The sequence below is a fragment of the Streptomyces sp. NPDC014733 genome, from assembly GCF_043083385.1.
Classification (GTDB): Bacteria; Actinomycetota; Actinomycetes; order Streptomycetales; family Streptomycetaceae; genus Streptomyces.
In genome coordinates, this window is record NZ_JBIBYO010000004.1 from 196,190 (window position 1) to 215,972 (window position 19,783).

Sequence of the window (19,783 nt, forward strand, 5' to 3'; positions counted from 1 at the left end):
ATGTACGAACCCGATCCGACTGTCACCGACAGCATCTACGCGCTCGGCAACGCGTGGATCGACTTCAGCGACCGGCTGTGGGAGGAAATGTCGTCCATGGACGCGTCCGTCCACGGGATGCAGTGGAGCGGCGACGCGAACAACGTCGTCCAGGACGCCTGGAACACCCTGCACAACACGCGCATGCAGATGGCCGTGGACGAGGCGCGGGACGTCGGCAACAAGATCAACGCGTTCGGCGACTACATCAAGCAGTTGCAGGCGGAGGAGCTGCACGACGCGCAGATGGAGTCGATCAAGGCACTGATCGAGTTCTTCCTGCCCGCCATCGCCGCCATCGGCCTGGCGGTGCTGCTGCCGCTCAGCTCGATCCTCACGGCGATGACCGCGGTGCTGGAGGCCATGGGCGCGGTCATCGAGGGCGCCGCCGCAGCGGCGGTCTTCGCCGCCGGTGTCGCCACCGACGTGGCCATCCAGGCCGGTGCCCAGATCGGTTTCGACATGGCCGCACAGGCGCTCGCCTCGGCCGTGACCGGCACCGCCATGCCTGACTTCGGGAGCGCCGACTGGTGGAAGAACGAGGCCCTCAACGCGGGCCTCGCGGGCGCCGGCAGCCTCATCGGCCCCGCCATCAAGGGCGCCGGGATGGCGAAGAAGGGGCTGGGTGACCTCAGCTTCGGCGGCGGCTCGTCGGTCAAGTCCCCCGACATCAAGCCGACCGAGATGACCGCGCCCCACGGCGGCGGGGTCACCGGCGCCCCCGGCAACGGCTTCGCCGGGAGCGCCGCCCCGACGCTCAAGTCGCCCGGCGGGATGACACCGGTCGGCGGTGCGAAGGGCTTCGGCGGCGCCGCGGAGAACACGCCGTTCACGCCGAACGGGCCGACGCCCGGCAAGGGCGGACCCGGCGAGACCTTCACCGGCGGCCCGAAGGGGGGGCCCGTCAAGAACGACGGCGGCTTCACCGGCGGAAAGACCACGGTCGAGCCGGGGCAGGCCAACGCGAACGTCACACGTCCGGAAACCTCGGCCACCGGCTCCCCCGGGGCCAAGAGCACCCCGAACACCACGCACACGGAGACCTCGTCGGCCGTCGGCCAGCAGCACGCCCCGGCCACGTCGAAGACGTCCACCCCGACCGAGACGGCCCACCCGTCCTCAACGGGCGGGAAGGGCACCGCCGCCGGCGCGCCGGAAGGCAGCGCCAAGCAGACCGGTACGCCCACCTCGGCGAACGAGCACGCCCCGAACAACCAGACCTCGGCGAAGGGCAATCCGACCGAGGAGCAGCACTCCACCGCGTCCCCGACGCACACGAAGACGTCGGATCAGGCCGACCACACGCCCCAGCAGTCCGCAGGTCAAAGCGGCAAGAACGAGGCGGGCGTCGGCGAGGAGGGCACCCACCAGCAGACCGGCTCCCAAGGGACCCCGGTCAAGGCGCAGGACGGGAACGTCACGGCGGGCGGCCAGTCCCAGAAGGCCGCCCACGAGACGCCCGTCGGGCAGCAGGCGAAGACGGAGCACGCCGGCGGGGGCACCGCCAAGTCCGAGAACGTCGGCGGGGGCACCGGGAAGACCGAGGCCACCGGTACCGGCAACGCGAAGACGGACAACGCCGGCGCCGCCAAGGCCGAGACCGGCAACACCGGCGCCGCGAAGACCGAGCACACCGGCACCACCGCCAAGAACGAACCCGCGGGCACCACCAAGACGGAGCAGAACCACACCGGCCCGGCCGAGAAGCAGAACCAGAGCTCGTCCGCCCGGAAGGAGCAGCACGCTCAGGAGTCGGCAGCGAAGGAATCGGCCGTCGCGAAGGACACGGGGAAGGCGTCCGCCACCGCCAAGGAAACGCAGTCCGGGACCTCTTCGACGTCCACCTCGTCGAAGGCCACCGCCGCGGACAAGAGCGGTGAGCACACGCCGTCGAAGACCGGCACGAAGGCGGAGACCAAGGCGGAGACCAAGGCCGAGACCAAGGCGGAAACGAAGACCGGGACCAAGTCCGGGGCCAAGTCCGAGACGAACGCCTCCGCCGAGGACACCGAGCACACCTCCGCGTCCTCCGAGAAGAAGGCCGCCGAGGAGCACACGGCGGGGGCCGAAGGCAAGGAAAAGGTCACCGCAGAGCACCGGTCCGCCTCGCACACGCCGGAGTCCGGCGCCGCCAAGGGCGAGGGACACGCCACGCCCGCCGCGAAGCACGACGTGGGCGAGGGGGCCCACGCCCACGCCGCCAAGGAGCAGGCGGGCGCCTCGTCCACCGTCAAGAAGCTCACGGACAAGTTCACGCCGGGCCGGAAGCAGGCCAAGTGGGACGAGGTCAGCGGCTCGGTGAAGAAGGAGTTCACCGACAGGCTGAAGGCGACGGATCAGGTCAAGGAACTGGCCTCGAAGGAACACCTCCAGGCGGGGCTGGAGAAGGCGCAGAAGGAGTTCACCAAGAGCGCCCACACGTCCAAGGCGCTCAAGGACCTGAACACCGCCGAGCGCCAGACGGTCTTCGACAAGGCCGTGGACGAGCTGCGCACCAGGCACGAGAAGATCTTCAAGGAGCTCCGCGACAACCCGGACGTCACCACCGCTCAGGTCGCCAAGGCCGAGAAGGCATGGCAGCGCGAACTGAACAGGATGAACGGCACCTACCGCGGGCGGGCCCAGCTGTACCGCCTGGAGGAGCGGGTCGGGCACCAGATCGACGACCTCGTGAGCAAGGCGAAGACGGAATGGAAGGGGCTGGACAAGGAGTTCGCCGACTCCGCCCTCAAGGAGTACCGCTCCAGCCTCGAAAAGGCCGCCGAAGCCGCCTACGGGCCGCTGAAGGAGAAGCCGCACTGGAAGGTCCCGGACGCGCGGGACCAGTTCACCTCGATGGCCGATGACATCAAGAAGGGGATCATCGACCAGACCATCCGGAAGAACACGTTCGACGAGATCCTGGGCCAGACGCACAAGGACATCGACAGCAGGCTGGCCGCGGCGGCGGACACCGATCCCGGCTGGACCCACAGCGATCTGAAGGCCCTCGGCGACCGTTTCCACGACGGTGCCCGGAACCACTTCGCGAAGATGGCCGGCGAGGAGGGCGCCAAGGCGCTCCACAAGCCGCTGCCGAAGAAGCTCACGCCCAAGCTCGGCGGCAAGGACCTCAAGATCGCCGAGGACAAGGCGCTCAAGAAGTGGGGCGCCGAGCACGACAACATCGTCAAGCAGCTCGAAGCCGAACTGCAGGCGGCGGAGGACGTCCGGCGCTTCGTCTCGGAGCTGCCGGACGAGATCGACAACGCGCTCCTGCACAAGGACTTCGGGCAGAAGATCGCCGACCGGCTCCAGCACGCCGACAGCGTCCACGCCTCCCTCAAGAACGACGCGGAGCAGCTGCTCACCGACATCAAGAGCAAGCCGGTGGGCGCCGAGGCGTCGGACATCCCTGCCGAGACCGCGTCCGGCCTGTCCAAGCTGGAAAGCAGCATCCTCGACCGCTTCTACTTCGAGGCCAAGGTCCAGGCGCACGGCCCCACGTCCTTCCCGCACGCGAACGAACTCGGCGGGCAGGGCGACTGGGTGCGCTCCCGGCTGCACGACCTCGCGAAGGACGCGGTGGCCGACGTCCGCAAGGGGCTCGGCACCACCGGCTACTCCGCCGCACAGGTGGACGAGGCGGTGGCCCGGCTGGACAAGACCCTGACCGACCTCAAGAACGCGGCGCCCGAGCTGGCGCAGACCGCCGATCAGCTGCCGAAGGTGGCCGCCGAGGCCGACCGGGCATGGGACGACCTCGTCGGCGGCAGGACCGACATCGACCCCGCCCTGGCGTCGCAGTTGAAGGCGGACTTCCAGCACTCGTGGCTGTCCGGTTTCGACGAGGTCCACGCGGGCGGCCACCTCCGCGGCGGCGACTGGACGCACCCGGGCCCGGGCGCGCCCTACCAGCACCCCGCCCTGGCGGCGCAGCACGCCGCGGCCAAGAACCAGCTCATCAGCCACTACCAGCAGGTCCTGGACGTGGCGAACGAGCGGAACGTGCAGCTGTGGAAGCTCGAGTCCGAGGTGGAGGAGGCGGCTGAGCTGTGGAAGCCGCCGACCCAGCGGCTCAAGACGCCGCTCAGCTCCGCCGACATCGCCGCCCTCGCGCAGGCGAAGGAGACCGCCGCCTTCCGCGAACTGGCCGGGCTTCCCGAGTTCAAGCCGGCCGCCGCGGACATCAAGGCCGTCGTGGACGAGGTCACGGCCGACCTGCACGCCGAGTTCAAGAAGCTCACCGAGTCGCCCGTGCCGGGCAAGGCCGTCACCGGTGAGCAGAAGTCCCTGACGGACTCCTGGACGGAGATCCGCCGGAAGCTCATCGACGGGCTGCCGGAGCGTTTCGACGCACGGGCCCGCGGCACGGCCCTGGACCCGAAGAACACCCAGGCGTTCGACGCGTACCTGTCGGGCCCGGGCGTCAAGGGCGAGTCGCTCCCCCAGGATGTCGTCGACCTCGTCAAGTCCAAGTACACCGCGGACGCCGAGGCCAAGCTGGAGGCCGCGGACGGCAAGGAGCTGACTCCGGCCGACCTCCACGAGCTGGGCGACCCCGCCGACCGCTTCGCCTTCGCGAAGGAGGTGGAGACGCGCACCGACGAGTTCATGGAGCACTACGACACCGCCGCCGCCAAGGGCGGGGTGGACACCGGCAGCGACGGTTTCCGCTTCGGCGGCGAACGGGAGAGCTGGCGACGCACCGTCCGTGACCAGCTGCTGGACACCTACAAGGACATGCGGCAGCTCCATGCGGACGGGCTCGACCGGCAGCACGCGATCGATGAGGTGCTGCACAGCGGCGCCACCCGTCTGCGCGAACACCTCCGGGTGAAGCAGGAGGTGCTTCCGGGCATCGAGGACAAGCTGGCGGACGCCGCCTTCCGGCACGACATCGGCGTCGGTGAGGCCCCGTTCACCAAGGCGCTGGAGAGCCTGGAGAAGGACCTCTCGGCCGCCGTGAACGACGCGTTCGCAGACCTCCCGAAGGTGACGGGGGACGGGCACGCCCTCGGCAACGCGGTGCAGAAGAGCCGGGACGCCGTCGACCTGATGCTGAACGAGCGGGCGCTCGCCAACCGCGTGAAGTACCACCTGGAGGTCGACGCGCAGATCACGAAGACCCGTCAGGCCGTCGACAACGACCTCCTTGGCGACTACGACCAGGTCACGCTGGACCGCGTCGGCGACGAGCTGGCCGCGAAGATCGAGCAGGCCGCCGAGAAGCACCTCGGTGATCTGCGCACCGGCAAGCAGATGCTGATCGGCGGTGAGCTGGACCCGGCGCTGCGCGCATGGCGCGAAGAGGCCGCAGGTCTCCACAACGACCGCTACACCTACCTGGACCGGGACGCCGCCCGTCACCACGCGACGTTCGAGGCGGGTCAGGTCTTCGAGTCCAGGTTCGGCGAACACTGGGCCAACGGCGACGGGGGCCACCCCAAGGACTGGTTCGGCACCGCCGACGTGAAGTCCGCCTTCCGGGACGACTGGGTGGCCCTGAACGACCACTTCCGCAACCCCGGTGCCACCGATCTCACCTCGTGGCTGACGACGGAGAAGAACACCGGCGACGCGTTCCGGCAGGGCGTCGAGCAGACCCGTACGGCGAAGCAGCTCCAGCTGTCGGAGAACCTGCAGAAGCACGGCACGGCGACGCCCAGGAGCGAACCGGACGGCACGGGCTCCCCCGGCTCCGCCCAGCACTCCCTCGATCAGCAGAAGGTTCACGACCCCGCGGGGACGCAGCAGCACACGCCGCAGGAGACGACGCCGCTCCAGCACGCCCCCGGGAAGGAGACCGCCCCGACGCAGCAGCTCTCCTCGGAGCAGAAGGTCGCGGAGCACACCCGGAAGCCGGAACAGCTCACCGCGGACCGGAAGCCGCAGGACCACGTCACCTCGCAGGACCAGGTCCAGAAGCAGGACCACGTCACCTCGCAGGAGCAGGTCCAGAAGCAGGAGCAGGTGCACGTCACCTCGCAGGAGCAGACCGGGGCCGCGCAGCAGACCGCCGTCGGCCAGAAGTCCCCGGGCCGCTCCCGGGATCTTCAGCAGCACGCCGCCGGGAAGGAGGCCGGCGCCGAGGAGCAGCGCTCCGCCCGGCAGCGCTCCTGGGACCACTACTCCCGCCTCCGGTCCCGCCACACGGCCTCCGGCTTCCTGCGGACCTCCGCGGCCAACCGGATCCAGCAGGAGTTCTCCGACCACTTCGAGCGTGCCGTCGAGGAGGGCAGGACCGACACCGAGGCGGCCGGCATCGCCACCGAGGCGACCTTGTCCACATGGCAGCGCGCGTACGGCACGTGGCACGACCGGCAGGTCCTGAAGGAGGAGTTCGGCCAGGCGCTGGCGGCGGGCCCGCTCACCGCGCGGCCCGGCGTCATCCAGCACAAGCTCTGGGAGAACAATCTCAACAAGTACCAGCCGCACTGGGACCACAACGCCCGGAACTGGTACGACGCCCACCTGGCCGAGCTGAAGCAGGAGTACCTCGAACTGCGGGCCGCCCAGACCCCCGAGGAGCGGGCCCAGGAACCGGCGCCCGCGGCGGTCAAGGCGTTCCGGGCCGCCGCGCTGCGCCTGACCGACCTCGCCGAGCCGATGTCGCACCTCGACACGGAGCTGAACAGGCGGATGGCCGGTTTCGGCCCGCTCCGGCACCGCTGGAGCGAGCCGACCGTCACCTGGTTCGAGACCGAACAGCACGCCCTGCGGACGCAGGCCCGTCAGGAGCTGGAGCGCGCCCCCCACGCCCTGGAGGAGATCACCGAGACGTTCGCCGCGCGGGTGCGGGAGCTGGACCGGATCGCTGAGTTGAGGGAGAACCCGCAGCCCGGCGACGCGACCGTCGCGTACACCCCGGCGCCCTCGCACGTCCCCTCCGACGACTGGCGGATCCCTGCCCTGCGGACGGCCGAGCAGAAGCTGCAGACGGTGTACGAGGGCCTGCTCGACCAGGCGGCCCGGGACGCCGCGGCCCGGCGGCAGGACCACGAGACCGTACGGGCCTGGCTGACGGAGAACGCGGACGAGCTGTCGCCGCAGCAGGCGCAGCAGCTGAGCGACGACGCGCTGCGCGTCCGTGAGGTGGGCTCCGGTCCGCAGGAGATCCGTGAGGCGCTGGAGGCCCACAAGACCCTGGAGGCCGCGCGGGCGCAGGCCCTGCAAAGGGCACGAGCCGCATTCGACCGTGCCGCGCACGCCTGGCGCCACGCCCTGCCCGCCGCCGGGCAAACCGGGCCCGCCCACACCCTCGACGACCGGCTCGCCGAGCAGGTCGTGCAGGAGGAGTGGGCGCGCTTCGCGCAGGAGCTGGACGTCCACATCCGGGCGACGTTCGCGACGGAGAAGGACGCGCGGGGCAACCGCCTGCGGAGGAACCTGCGCCGGGGCGTCAAGCAGTTGGGCCGGCTGCTCGACGGGCTGCCCGCCGCCTTGGACCTGCGGGCGTACCTCGCGTCGGAACTCGCCCACGCAGACCAGCGGTTCGACGCGGTGCGGCAGAACCTCACCAGCGAACTGACGGACGACCAGAAGACGCTGCTGGAAAAGTTCGGCGCACTGGACGCCGGCCTCTCCCGGAGCGGTGCGGACCTGATCCGTGCGGAGATGCACACCGCGCTGGAGGAGCTTTTCCTCCGGCACAAGTCGGACGGCCTCGCCGCCGCGGTGCACGGCGACGACGCGGCCGGGCTGGAGCAGTGGAAGCGGCAGTACCACGCCGTGCTGGAGTCCCTGCCCCACCGGCTGACCGTGCAGCTGGCGCGCGAAACCGTCGTCCTGCGGTCCTGGCAGGACTTCGACACCACCGTCGCCGCGCTGAGCGAGCCGTCCCGCCTCGCGACGCAGTTCCTCTCGCATTTCCCCGGACTCACACCGGAACAGGCGCTGCCGCTCGCGGCGCGGTCCGTGAAGGCTTCCTTCGCGGCGAGCGTGAGCGACGCGTTCGCCCGGACCTTCGGCCACGGCTGGGGGCCCGAGAGCTTCGAGGACTGGGAGGCCGGCTACGCGAAGCTCAGCGGCGAGGAACTGCAGTCTCAGCTGACGGTCGCCGCGGCCGAGCTGTCCGCGCTGGCGCAGGCGGACAAGATCTTCACCGAGCAGCTCACCGACTGGCGGTCCGCGAACCCCGGAAAGACGCTGGACGACGAGGCGGCCGACCGGGCCTTCGAGGCGTTCCGCACGCGTGTCGCGGACACCTTCCGCACCTCGCTCCGCGGCTCGTTGTCCGAGCCCGACCAACTCTTCAGCGGCCTGGTGGACTGGGGACGCCGCCTCCAGCGGCTGGAGCACGAGCTGCCCGCGCACCTGCACTTCGAGGCGGACGCGCCGGGCGCGCTGCAGGCCGCCGCCGAGGCGTACCGGAAGCTGGCCGACGGCCGCCCCGTCGACGAGGCCGATCTCATCCGTCTCGCCCGCGAGCACCAGGAGGACTTCTTCGGCGTCTACCGCGCGCTGTGGGCGCCGCGCGACCTCGCCACGTCCTGGCTGCACACCCACGACCAAACCCGGAAGCCGTCCACCGCGAAGACCCCGACGGACACCGCGGAGCACGAGGGGTCGCTCCCGGAAGAGTCCGTCACGTCCGGGACGCCGGAGGCCACCACCGCTCCTCCGGTGTCCGATGACGTCACCGCACCGGTGCAGCTCGTCTCCGAACCGCTGCCGCAGGCGCCCTCGTCCGTCACGGTGACGCAGGACCCGGTCGATGTGCCGGCGACCGCCGAGGCCCGCGCCGACGCCCTGCGGGTCCAGCAGGATGTCCGGCGGGCTCAGCGCGATGTCGTGGCGGCGCTGCGGAGGTACGACGCGCTGCTCGCGGCCGACCGGAGCGCCAGGAACACGTCGGGGACCGGTGCGCCGACCCGATTCCAGCAGGCCCTCGACGACGCCTCCGGCAAGCTCGACGCGGCGCGGAAGGCGCTGGCCGACGCCACGGCGCGGCGGGAGGCTCTCCAGCGGGCCACGCCGCACGCGTTCGCCGGGCCCACCACGGTGCACGGGCCGACGGACCCGGTCACCGTGCCGCCGACGCAGTCGACCGTGCCGGTCCTGCCGCTCGACGAGGACCCCTTCGGCGTGCCGATGCCCGCGCTGACGGACGCGGAGTGGGCCGCGCTGGAGCTGTCGCACCTGCTCGGCGGGCAGGAGCCCGTCGCACCCGGGCAGCTGGTGGCGCTGCTGCACACCCGGCCCCGGCCCGCCGACATCTTCGCCGCCGACGCCTTCGACCACACCTTCTTCCAGCTCTCCCAGCTCACCCTGCCCGAGGCGCTGTACCTGGCCCAGGCGAACGGCCGGCTGGACGCGGCATACGCGGTGCAGGCCCTGGTCCACTTCTACGGCCCGCGGAATCCGCTCGACGACTGGGACATCGACCTGCGGCACACCGCCGAGGGCGTGCAGACGTCGCAGCTGCCGCAGGTGCAGGCGTTCGCGCAGGTGCTCCACTTCCGCGTGCAGCACGGCCTGCTGGAGCAGGCGTTCCAGCAGCTCCAGCACCTCGGGCGTGATCTGCGGAAGGTGTGGGGCGTCGAGGACGCGTACACGACGTTCACCGGCACGGAGCTGCGGGAGACGCTGCTCACCGCGGCGCCGCAATCCGGGCCGGCCATCGGCGTGCTGCTCGGTGACGGACCACTCCAGGAGACCGCCACGCCCGACCAGGCCCGGGCCTGGTACGCGTACCTCGAAGAGATGCGGTACCAGCACCCCGAGCTGGGCGAGATGCCGATGCCCGACAAGCACCCGGAGGACGGGTGTTATCTGCGGGCGCACCTGGCGGCGATGAAGCTCCACCAGTACGGTGCGCCCGTCCGGAAGATCACCGTCGCCCGGGCGAACCCGCTCCTGACGGTGCGTTCGGAGTTCGCGCTGGACGCCCGACCGGGCACACCCGGAACGGTGGAGTGGCACTACCACATCGCCGTCGGCGTGGACGTGCGCCTGGACGACGGCTCCACCGTGTTCACGGTGCTGGACACGGCGCTGGCGAGGGGGCCGCTGCCCTACCAGGAGTGGCTGGCCACGATCGGCGTGTCGCCGTCCGAGGGGGAGGCACTGCTCGAAGGCCCGACGGAGCAGGTCGTCGAACAGCTCAACGCCGCGCACGCGGCGCGGCCCCATGAGTGGACCGACATCAACGGCTCCCTCTTCCCGAACGCGGCGGTCACCGTCATCACCGACCCGTTCGCCTACCACTTCCCCGGCCCGGGGAGCGCTCCGTTCACCTCGATGCGGCAGGCGGACGAGCTGCACCGGCACCTGCTCGACCAGCTCACCGCCTACACGGCGGAGCAGGAGACCCGCAGCCTGCTCCGGGAGGCGTACGAGGGGCCCGCCGGCCACCTGGACGCGGCGGGCGTGCAGACCTGGGCCGTGGACATGTACAACCGGCTCCAGCTGTACGGGCTGCTGACGCACGACATGCACCTGATGGCTCAGCTGACCTCTCTGCTGCCGCCCGGCCACCCGGCGCACACCGGCACGGACGAGCTGGACATCGACCGGATCATCCGGGAGGCGCCCCTGGACGCCGAGATGGCGTACTGGGCCGACGGTGAAATCGTCGTGCCGGAGCACCACACGCAGGCCGCCGGGGCGCCGCGGCGAACGGTGCCGGGCCCGCGGAAGGCCGGGGCCTGGCTGCGGGACGCCGGAGCCGTCGCGCACGCGCAGCACACGGCGGACGACCCGGTGGTACAGGCGTGGTCCGCGAAGCTCGCCCCCCGCCGCCCGGTGGTGGTCCGGGAAGCGGACCCCACGACGCTGTACCTCAAGACGGCGGACGGCGACACCGTCGCGGCCGGCGACCTCGACAACCTGGTGATCGTCGCGCCCGGCACCAACCGGCCCGTGGGCCGGTCCTTCCACACCGAGAAGGACACCCTCGACCGGGCACGCACGCTCGTCGACCTCGATCTGACCAATCCGCACTTCGCGCACTTCGACCCCCAACAGTCGAAGGGCGGCTTCGCCACGGTGTCGCCGGACGCGATCGACACCGTGCCGTACCAGCCCGGCGACCAGGTGTACCTGGCAGTGCTGCACGCGGAGAAGGGCTGGCTGAGCGTCTCCGTCAACGACAAGCCGGTCCGGATGTCCGCGGAGGAGTTCGCCAAGGGCGTGCTCCGCAAGCGTGCCAGTGTCAGGGAACTCCGGGCCCGCGCCAAGGATGACGCCTGGATCGTGCTGGCCGCCTGTGAGGCGGCGGCCCAGGACGAGAACGGCATGTCGATCGCGCAGACCATCGCCGATGTGACCGGCATGAAGGTCGCGGCCGCCACCACCAAGCTGGCGCTCACCCCGGGCGTCAAGGAATTCAGCTTCCTCGTCTACCCCGACGCCCACGGCAACCGCGGCAAGTTCCTCGCGTTCCACCCGAACCGCCGGCCCGCGGCGGGGACCGTCGCCCGGGCCGCCCGGCCGCCCCGGCTCGTCGAGGTGCCGCGGCCGGTGCCCCAGAGCAGCGCCCCGCACGCCCCGAACGCCCTGCAACAGCAGCTCGACGCCAAGGCCGCGACCGGCAACTGGGGCACCCTCCAGGACCTGACCTTCATGGAGATGCCGCGTGAGCTGACGGTGGGCGGCACCGACGGCACGCTCGTCCCCGTCCCGCAGGACCTGCACTTCGTGTGGATCGGCGGCCGGATGGGCGACGGCGCGCGGGAGAACCTGCGCGCCTGGGTGGCGCGGGCGGCGGGCACCGGCTGGACGGTGAACCTCTGGCTCGACGCCTCCGCGCGGACGGCCAACGGCCCGCTGCTCACCGGCGAGCTGTCCGCCGTCACCGTCCGGAGCATCGATGACGCGACGCTCTACGACCAGCTGCCGGAAGCGGTGCGCGACAAGGTGCGCGCGCTCGCCGGGTTCGCCGCCACCCGTGGCGCCTATCCCGCGGCCAGCGACATCATCCGCTACTCCCTGCTGTGGCTGTACGGCGGTGTGTATCTGGACGTCGACATCGCCCCCGGGTCCTTCACCCTGCCCTCGTCGCCGGTGCAGATGGCGGCGGACGGGCCCAACCTTCCGCTGATGGCGCCGATGCTGCGGGACCACTCCGTCTTCGAGCGGGTCCGTAACCGCCTGCGCGACGCGGGGCTGCCACTGGGCGCCACCCCCGCCGAGCAGTTGGAGAGCGTCGCCCGCTACCGGTACGCCCGCGGCGACTACGGCAACAACCTGATCGTCACCCCTGCCCGGTCCGCGTACCTGCGCCATGTGCTCGCCCAGCTGACCGACCCCGAGGTGCCTGCCATGGCCCCCGGCGAGGACTACGTCTCCTGGGTCCAGCAGCACACCACCAAGCTGCTCCAGTTCCAGAACTTCATCGACGCCAGCTCCACGCTGACCGGACCGGAATTCCTCGTCAACGCCGCCCGCGAGTACGCGAAGAACTTCGACGGCCCGACGGCCACGGAGGTCCCCCCGCTCAACACGGAGCTGCGGGAACAGTGGCTCCCGCTGGGATGGCTCACCGCGGAGAGCGACGGCAGCGCCGCCGAGACCAACCCGGTCACCACGTCCTACCCCCAGCTGTCCGTGGCGCAGCTGGCCACGCTCACGTTCCGGATCCGTTCGCGGCGCGGCCTGTTCGCACCGGGCCGACGGGCCGGCGGCCCGCCCCCGCTGGACCAGACGCAGCTGCTGCGCACCGTCGACGTGGTCACCGTCCACGACCACCTCTACGCCGCCGCGCGCCGCACCGACCGTGACCTGTCCGTGCTGGTCACGCTGCGCCGGCTCGCCGAGGTGATCGAGCGTCACCAGGGCAGCACGCTGGGCCGTTTCACCGTCAAGACGCTGGACACGCTGGTCCACGCGGCCTTCGGCCCCGTCACCGTCACCGACGACCACCGCCGCCGGCTGATCGACGCCGCACAGCAGGCCAAGCGGCGCGGTCACCCGCTCACCCCGGACGCCCTCGTCGCCGCGGCCGGCGCCATCGGGACCACGCTCGACCTCAGCACCCTGCCCACCCAGTCCGCACCCCCGCTCCCCCCGCAGACGGATACGCAGCGCGACGACGCGGTGACGGACGAGGCGGGTTCGGGCGCTTCGCAGGGCGGGCTGTCCGCGCAGCAGGAGCAGTACCTGCGGGTCGCGGAGGCCCTCGTGCGGCGCCACGGGCAGCTGGAGTCGGTCCTCGCGCAGGTCGCGCGGGAACTCGATGCGGCGGGCCCGGGGTCGGTCTCGCTGGTGGTGGCGCTCCCGGACCACGGCGCCTCCTTCCGGCTGTACGCGGCCAACTTCGCCGGGACGGTGCTCTGGGTCCGTCCCGAGGGCCGGGCGGTGTACCGGACCGAGGAGCTGACGTTCACCGGTGCGGGCCAGGCATCCACCCTCGACCTGAACGCCGACGCCACGCTCCGCCGGGGCGGCGCCGGGACGTTCCCCGACGCGCTGGCGGAGATCCGGGCGAGTTTCACCACGCTCACCGCGCCGGCGCTCATCGGCGAGCCGGACGAGGAGGCGCTGGCGGGCCTGGCGGACCTCTTCGACAAGGCCGTCCCGCCGATCGGCTTCGGCGCGACGCACGGCACCGACACCGAGGAGGCGCATTACCCCCTCGGCATGTTCGGCACCGTGATCTCCTTCCACGGCACCCGTTTCGACGGCGCCTCGCTGCCGCGTCCCCGGCAGCGCAGCGGCTCCGGCGAGCCGTCCGGTACCACGCCGGAGACCCACTTCGAGGACCTGGTCGTCGGGCTGCTGCCGCAGAGCGACGCCACGCTCCGGGCGCACCTGGAGACCTCGGTACGGAGCCAGATCCGGGCGCTGATCGCGCAGTTGGGGGCCCGGGACTTCGCCCGGCGGCTCGTCGACGGCGGACTGGACGTCCTCGTCCCGGGCGCCCGCCGCTCCGAGCACACCGTCCACGTCCAGATCACCGACATCGCGCGGGACCGTGCCTCGCTCACCGAGTCGCCCTACCGGCCGTACGGTGAGAAGAACATCGGGCTGCAGGAGGCCGCGTCGGACCGTTCGACGGGGACCGGCGAGACCATCGGCAACAGCCGCTCCGCCTCCGTGGGCGCCAGCTTCCCGCAGTCGCTGAGCGGTGCCGCCATCACGCCCAAGGCCGGCGTCAGCCTGTCGTCGTCGCAGTCCTACGGGCAGAGCCGCAGCATCAACGCGTACAGCAACCCCTCGCTGGGGCTCAGCGGTGAGCTGTCGCACTTCGCCTTCGCCGACGCCCAGCTGGTCGTCACCACGACCGGTCCGGGGGTGCAGCCGCAGGAGCAGACGCACCAGCTGCCCGGCGATCTCCACGTCGCGTTCCCGACGGAGCTGGTGGCGCTCGCCGGTGACGACTCCGGCACGCAGTGGCAGGCCCGTCTGGGCGCCGCCCCCGGTCCGCACGCGGCCACCCGGCTCACCGCCGAGCTGCTGCGGTTCTTCTTCATCCCCCAGCAGGTCGGCGGGGTCGGTGCGATCCGCGACCGGCTGCTCCGCGACTACCACACCGAGGCCCGCCCGGGCAGCGCGCTGCACGAGTTCCTGCACAACCGGATCAACGAGCTGAACTTCCTCAGCGACCTGACCCGCATCCTGGACGGCGGGATGCCGCTGCCGCAGACGGCGCTCAGCGACGGCAAGAGCCTGACCACCCGGCTGCGGGGCCAGCTGCTCGGCCTCCGGCGCATCGGCGGGCCCTCCGCCGTCCCCGCCGTCCTCAACAGCCGCTGGCTCGAACTGCAGGGCGCCTCCACCAGCTCCGGCAGCGGTTTCTCGCTCAGCGGCGGTGCGTCGTTCGGCCCGGAGGCCGCTCAGATGCCGTCGTGGCTCTCGCTGTCCGCGCCGGTGAAGCTGGACCTCGGCACGTCGACGTCGTTCAGCACCTCCGGGGACGTCGGCGGCGGCCGGTGGCACTCGGTCCGCTACAACGGCAACACCGTGCCGTACCTGCTGGACCTGGAGATCGAGGCCGGTTCGCGGCCCCTCGGCGACCCCATCGGCCGGGAGCACACCATCCGTGTGTCGGTCGTCATCCGGGTGCCCGAGGAGCTGGCCGGGACCTTCCAGGACGCGCTCGGCCGCGTCGTCGCCGAGGAGACCCAGGACACCGACGCGAACGGCGCCGTCGCCACCGCCACCGCCACCGAGCCGCTCGTCTTCACGCCGGTGCCGGGTGCGCCGCTGCCGGTCATCCCCACCGAGCTGAGCACGCCGAAGGGCAGCGCGGGGCTGCACGGCCCGGTCGGCCTGTCGGGGCTCTCCCGGACGTCCGGCGCGAGCCGGCCGGCCCCCACCGACGTCCGGGCCCAGCTGATCCGCCAGTTCCTGGAGGCCGAGCGGGCCACCGGTATGCCGGAGTGGTCCCCGGAGGAGCTGCGGTCCTTCGACACCTTCCTCGACACGCACTTCCACACCCAGTCGCTGAACGCCCGCTTCACCGCGCTGTTCAGCGAGGACGGTCTCCACCGCATCCTGCTGCGGCCGCTGGCCGACGGGGACACGGAGGTGATCACCTTCCATGTACGCGCCGAGCGGCTGACCGACGAGGAGGGGAACGTCACCCCGCTGTCGGCGGTCTACCTGGAGCAGGGCGGTTTCGACCTGTGGCCCAGCGCGATGCGGGACTTCACCAACACCGAGTCGCACGGTTCCAAGGCCGCGCTGACCCTGGGGCTGTCGACCGGCTGGGGCGACCACGTCTCCCATGCGAGCGACATCAAGCTGTTCTCCCGCAGCAGGACCGACAAGAACGGTCTGACCTCGTACGCGTACGTCCTTTCCGGCCTCAACTACTCGGGCGCCGCCCACCAGTTGACGTACCGGATCGCGCTGTTCACCTCCGTCACCGTCGAGCGGGTCGCCGCGCCGCAGCCGCTCGGGGAGCTGAACAAGAAGCTCCGGAAGCTGCATGCGGCGGCCCGCCACGACCAGGCGTCGCCGGCCGAGCACACCACGCCGGTCCGGCAGATCACCGGCGAGGCGCGGTGGCTGATCCCGGTGCCCGCGAAGGACTCCGCGCTGCCCACGCCGGTCACCGGTACCCCGGCCACCTCCAGCGACGCCTTCACGCTGACCCAGTACGACCGGGTGCTCGGCGTCGCCGACGCGGCCGAGGTCCGGGCGAAGGCACTGGAACTCCTCGTGGCGCAGGGCGTTCCGCTGTACCAGGCACAGCTGCACCTCGAAACGGCCCTCACCCACGACCAGTTGGTCGCCGCGCTGCACATAGGTTCCGGCGCGGGTGCCCTGCATCTCGCGCTGGACGGTGTCGTCACCGACCGCAGGATCCGGCTGGACTACGAGGCGCAGATCTCCCATGTGGTGGCCTCGGCGGAGACCTTCGAGCTGAGCACGATGGACCTGGCCGAGTACTCGGCGGGCTTCTCCGGCGCCAAGAGCGTCACCACCAACCACGGCAACCAGAACCACTCCGCCACCTTCTCCGGCGGTTCCGGCGAGCTGACCGGCGGCGCCGGCTACGGGCTGGCGCACTCCCCCAGCAAGGGCACGAGCGTCTCGGAGATCACCAACGTCAACCCGGGCCGCTACATCGCGCACGACAAGGTCCCGCACCGCAAGCACACCGCCCGGGTGGTGTGGAAGCTGACCGTCCAGGCGCACGGCACCAACCAGCTGGGCAACTGGTCGCCGGTGGCCCAGCAGGTCGAGGTCCCCGTCGAGAACGGCATCACGTTCCTCAGCCCGCAGTGGCCGGCGCCCGCCCCGGACCTGCTGCCGCAGGTGCCCGAGGTCCTGGACGTCACCACGCTCCCGCCCACCGTGGCCAGTGAGCGCTTCCTGTCCCCCCTCGTCCTGTCGCCCGCCTCGCGCGCGCTCGGCCACACCCCGCAGAGCCCGGCAGCCCTCTTCGAGCAGCTCAAGAAGGCGATCCGGGAGCTGTTCGGTGAGCACGCCGACGAGGCGTTCGAGCACCGCTGGGTGCAGGGCCACCTCCAGGGCTCGGCGACGGCGCCGCCGCCGGCGCTGTCCGGCTCGCTGGACTCCGTCCTCGCGCCGCGCAGCCTGCACGCGATGGCGCCCGCGATGCTCGGTGCGGGCATGGTCCTGCACACCGTGGTGCCCGGACCGCTGCACAGCAAGCACTACCAGCTGCGGCTCCGGTACAACCGCGACCCGAAGGGCAAGGGCGCGCGCTTCAACCAGCAGCTGGTGAACGGCACCATCAGCAACTACGTCCAGTGGAACAGCGCCGAGGACCTCGCCCTCACCCGGGGCCGGTCCACCGGTCACACCCTCACCGGAACCTTCTCCGCCCTCTCGACGTCCTTCAGCAGCACGTCGTCGTCCTCGCAGACGCAGAACGCGCGGACCCTGACGCGCCGTCACGACGGGCACACCGTCGAGGGCCCGCTGGCCGGGTTCCTGGTCGACGGTGAGCTGGAGATCACGCTGGAGAAGACGGTGGTGCCGTCGCGCGGCGCCACCACCGTCACCGTCGACCTGGCGCGGATGGCCGGCCGGGTCTACAAGGCCCTCAGCCACCGGACGCACCGGGTGACGGTCCCGGTGCGGGAGCAGTTCGCGATCCCGCTCCCCGTGCTCCACCAGCTGTGGAAGCCGGAGCTGCCGGGGTCGGTCCCGCGTCCCCTGGCCACCCGGCCCGTCGAGCAGGCCGATCTGCTGGCGTTCGGGCAGGCGCTGGTCCGTCACCAGATCCCGGCGGCCGCGGTGCTCAGCAAGTCGGTCGGCGTGACCTTCAACCCCGTCGCGGTACGGAAGCTGTTCGACACCGGCATCAAGTTCTGGCTGGCGCAGTCCGGCAGCAGGCCCAGGGACCTCGTCAAGAGCGGCGGGTTCCCCGAGGGCGGTCTGTCGCACTTCTTCCACACGGGCGTCCTGTTCCGGCACATGGAGCTGCACGGTCTCAACGGCACCCCGACGGTCATCGGCCCGGATCTGCGGGCGGCGGGCGGCCCCCTCACCGACACCGTCGGGACGCTCCACCTCGCCATCGTCCCCGCGCAGATCGGCGACGCGCAGGGCTGGCTGAAGGTGACGACGGAGCGCAGCGACTACGGCTCCCAGAACAACGGGCTGTCGTCGGGCCACGGGCAGGGCAGCGGCCTCTCGGTCGGCCTCAGCCGGAAGTTCGGCTCCGCGACCCCGAACCTCGGGGTCGCCTACGACAAGACCCACACCCGGTCCGTCACCAGCTCCGGCTGGGCGATGCACCGCGTCGACGGCGCCTCGCGCAGTACGTATGTGCAGCACCACGGCTACAGCGACGCGTATGTCGTGCTGTGGCTCGACACCGTCAACAAGCGCGACAAGCTGTCGTACGGCGGTGGCCGGCTCCAGCACATCTTCAAGGTCCCGGACCTGCTGTCCCTGTGGTTCACGCCGGAGGCCACCGTGCTGGGCACGGGCGGTGTGCCGGGCTCCGCGGTCCGTACGCCGTCCGGCTACTACGTTCCGGGCTGGAAGGTCGAGGACCAGTCCCACACGGCGCTGCTCGACCTGCTCCGGGCCCAGGAGATGGACCCGCGGGAGGGCGTCCTCCTCTGGCAGGCCACCGGCCAGGACGACGGGACCGTCCTCGCGTACGGCGATGTGCTCAGCCGCGCGGAGTTCGAGAACCGGTTCATCCGCCCCGAACTCGACCGTGACACGGCAACCGCCGGCCACGTCCTGACGTGGGGCGAGCCGGGCGCGGACGGCACCGTCCTGATCACCGCCCAGGCTCCGGCGCCGTCCACGCGGAACGCGGTGTCCGGCAGCGGGACCACGGGCGGTCAGGAGGGCTCGGAGGAGGAGCTGGACGAGCAGAGCACGCACCCGCTCGTCCCGGAGCAGCCGCTCTCGAGCCAGACGGTGGCGAACGCCGAGGCGTCCACCTCCGGCAGCGGGCAGCAGCCCACCGTGCCCGCGCCGCAGCTCCCGGCCCCGCCGTCGCGGCTCGGCATGGGGCAGCTGAGCGCCGGGGACCACCTCCAGAAGCTGGGGGACTCCCCGGACGCTCTGGTCGAGGCGGTGCGGCCGGAGCTGGTCGCGGCGTTCGGCGACGAGACGGCCACGCTCGTGCAGCAGCAGCTGGTCGCCTACCTGGGGACGCCGCAGCTCAAGCCCTGGCTGTCCGGGATGAGCCGGGGGGCCAAGCGGTCGGTGCCGATCGAGGTGCCCGGCTGGGCCGGTGACGTCGAGGTCGGGGTGACGTTCAAGAACCCCACCACCGTCAAGACCCTGCCCAAGGTCGAGTTCGAGAACGGCGCGGAGTCCGGCGCCGGCGCCGGTTACCTCGACGAGTCGGGCTGGAACGCCGGGGCGGGCGCCGGTGTGCGGGTCACCGTCCCCTTCACCCGGTTCGACTTCTCCGGCAACGGCCGGTACCAGTCGGCGAACGGCACCACCACCGAGCAGCTGGACCGGATGTTCGCCCGGGCCAAGACCCCGACGGAGGCGCTGGAGATCAGCCTCGACGCGGAGTTCACGCTCGACTTCTCGAAGGTGCGGTCCACCGGCGTCCTGCCCTCCCGGCTCCGCAAGGACAAGCCGCTCCCCCTCCCGCAGCCGGAGTCCGGCGGCGAGGAGGCGCCCGCCCAGCGACTCACCGCCTCGCTCGGCGCGGTCCTGCGCGTTCCCGCCTGGGAGTCGGCCGACCACACCACGGCGTGGAACGGGACCGACCACACGATCACGCAGTGGGGCCCGGACGCGAAGAGCAAGGCGACCGACCAGCACCGGCTGCCCCCCGCGCGCATCCGCGAGCTGCGCGCCATCGGCTCCACCGACGTCGTCGTCGACGTGTACGCCTCCGACCTCCACGGCGAGCGGCTGCACG

The 19,783-nt window shown here is 71.6% G+C and carries 1 protein-coding gene (only partly in view); it reads left to right on the forward strand.

Annotation, left to right across the window (positions count from 1 at the left end; all coding sequences use genetic code 11):
* Positions 1 to 19,783: the 5' portion of a protein-glutamine glutaminase family protein gene (locus ACF1BH_RS12225; RefSeq protein ID WP_391642372.1), read on the forward strand. Its footprint extends 16,223 nt past the window's final position; 19,783 of the gene's 36,006 nt are visible here — the first part of the coding sequence; its start codon is at positions 1 to 3; its stop codon lies beyond the right edge, outside the window.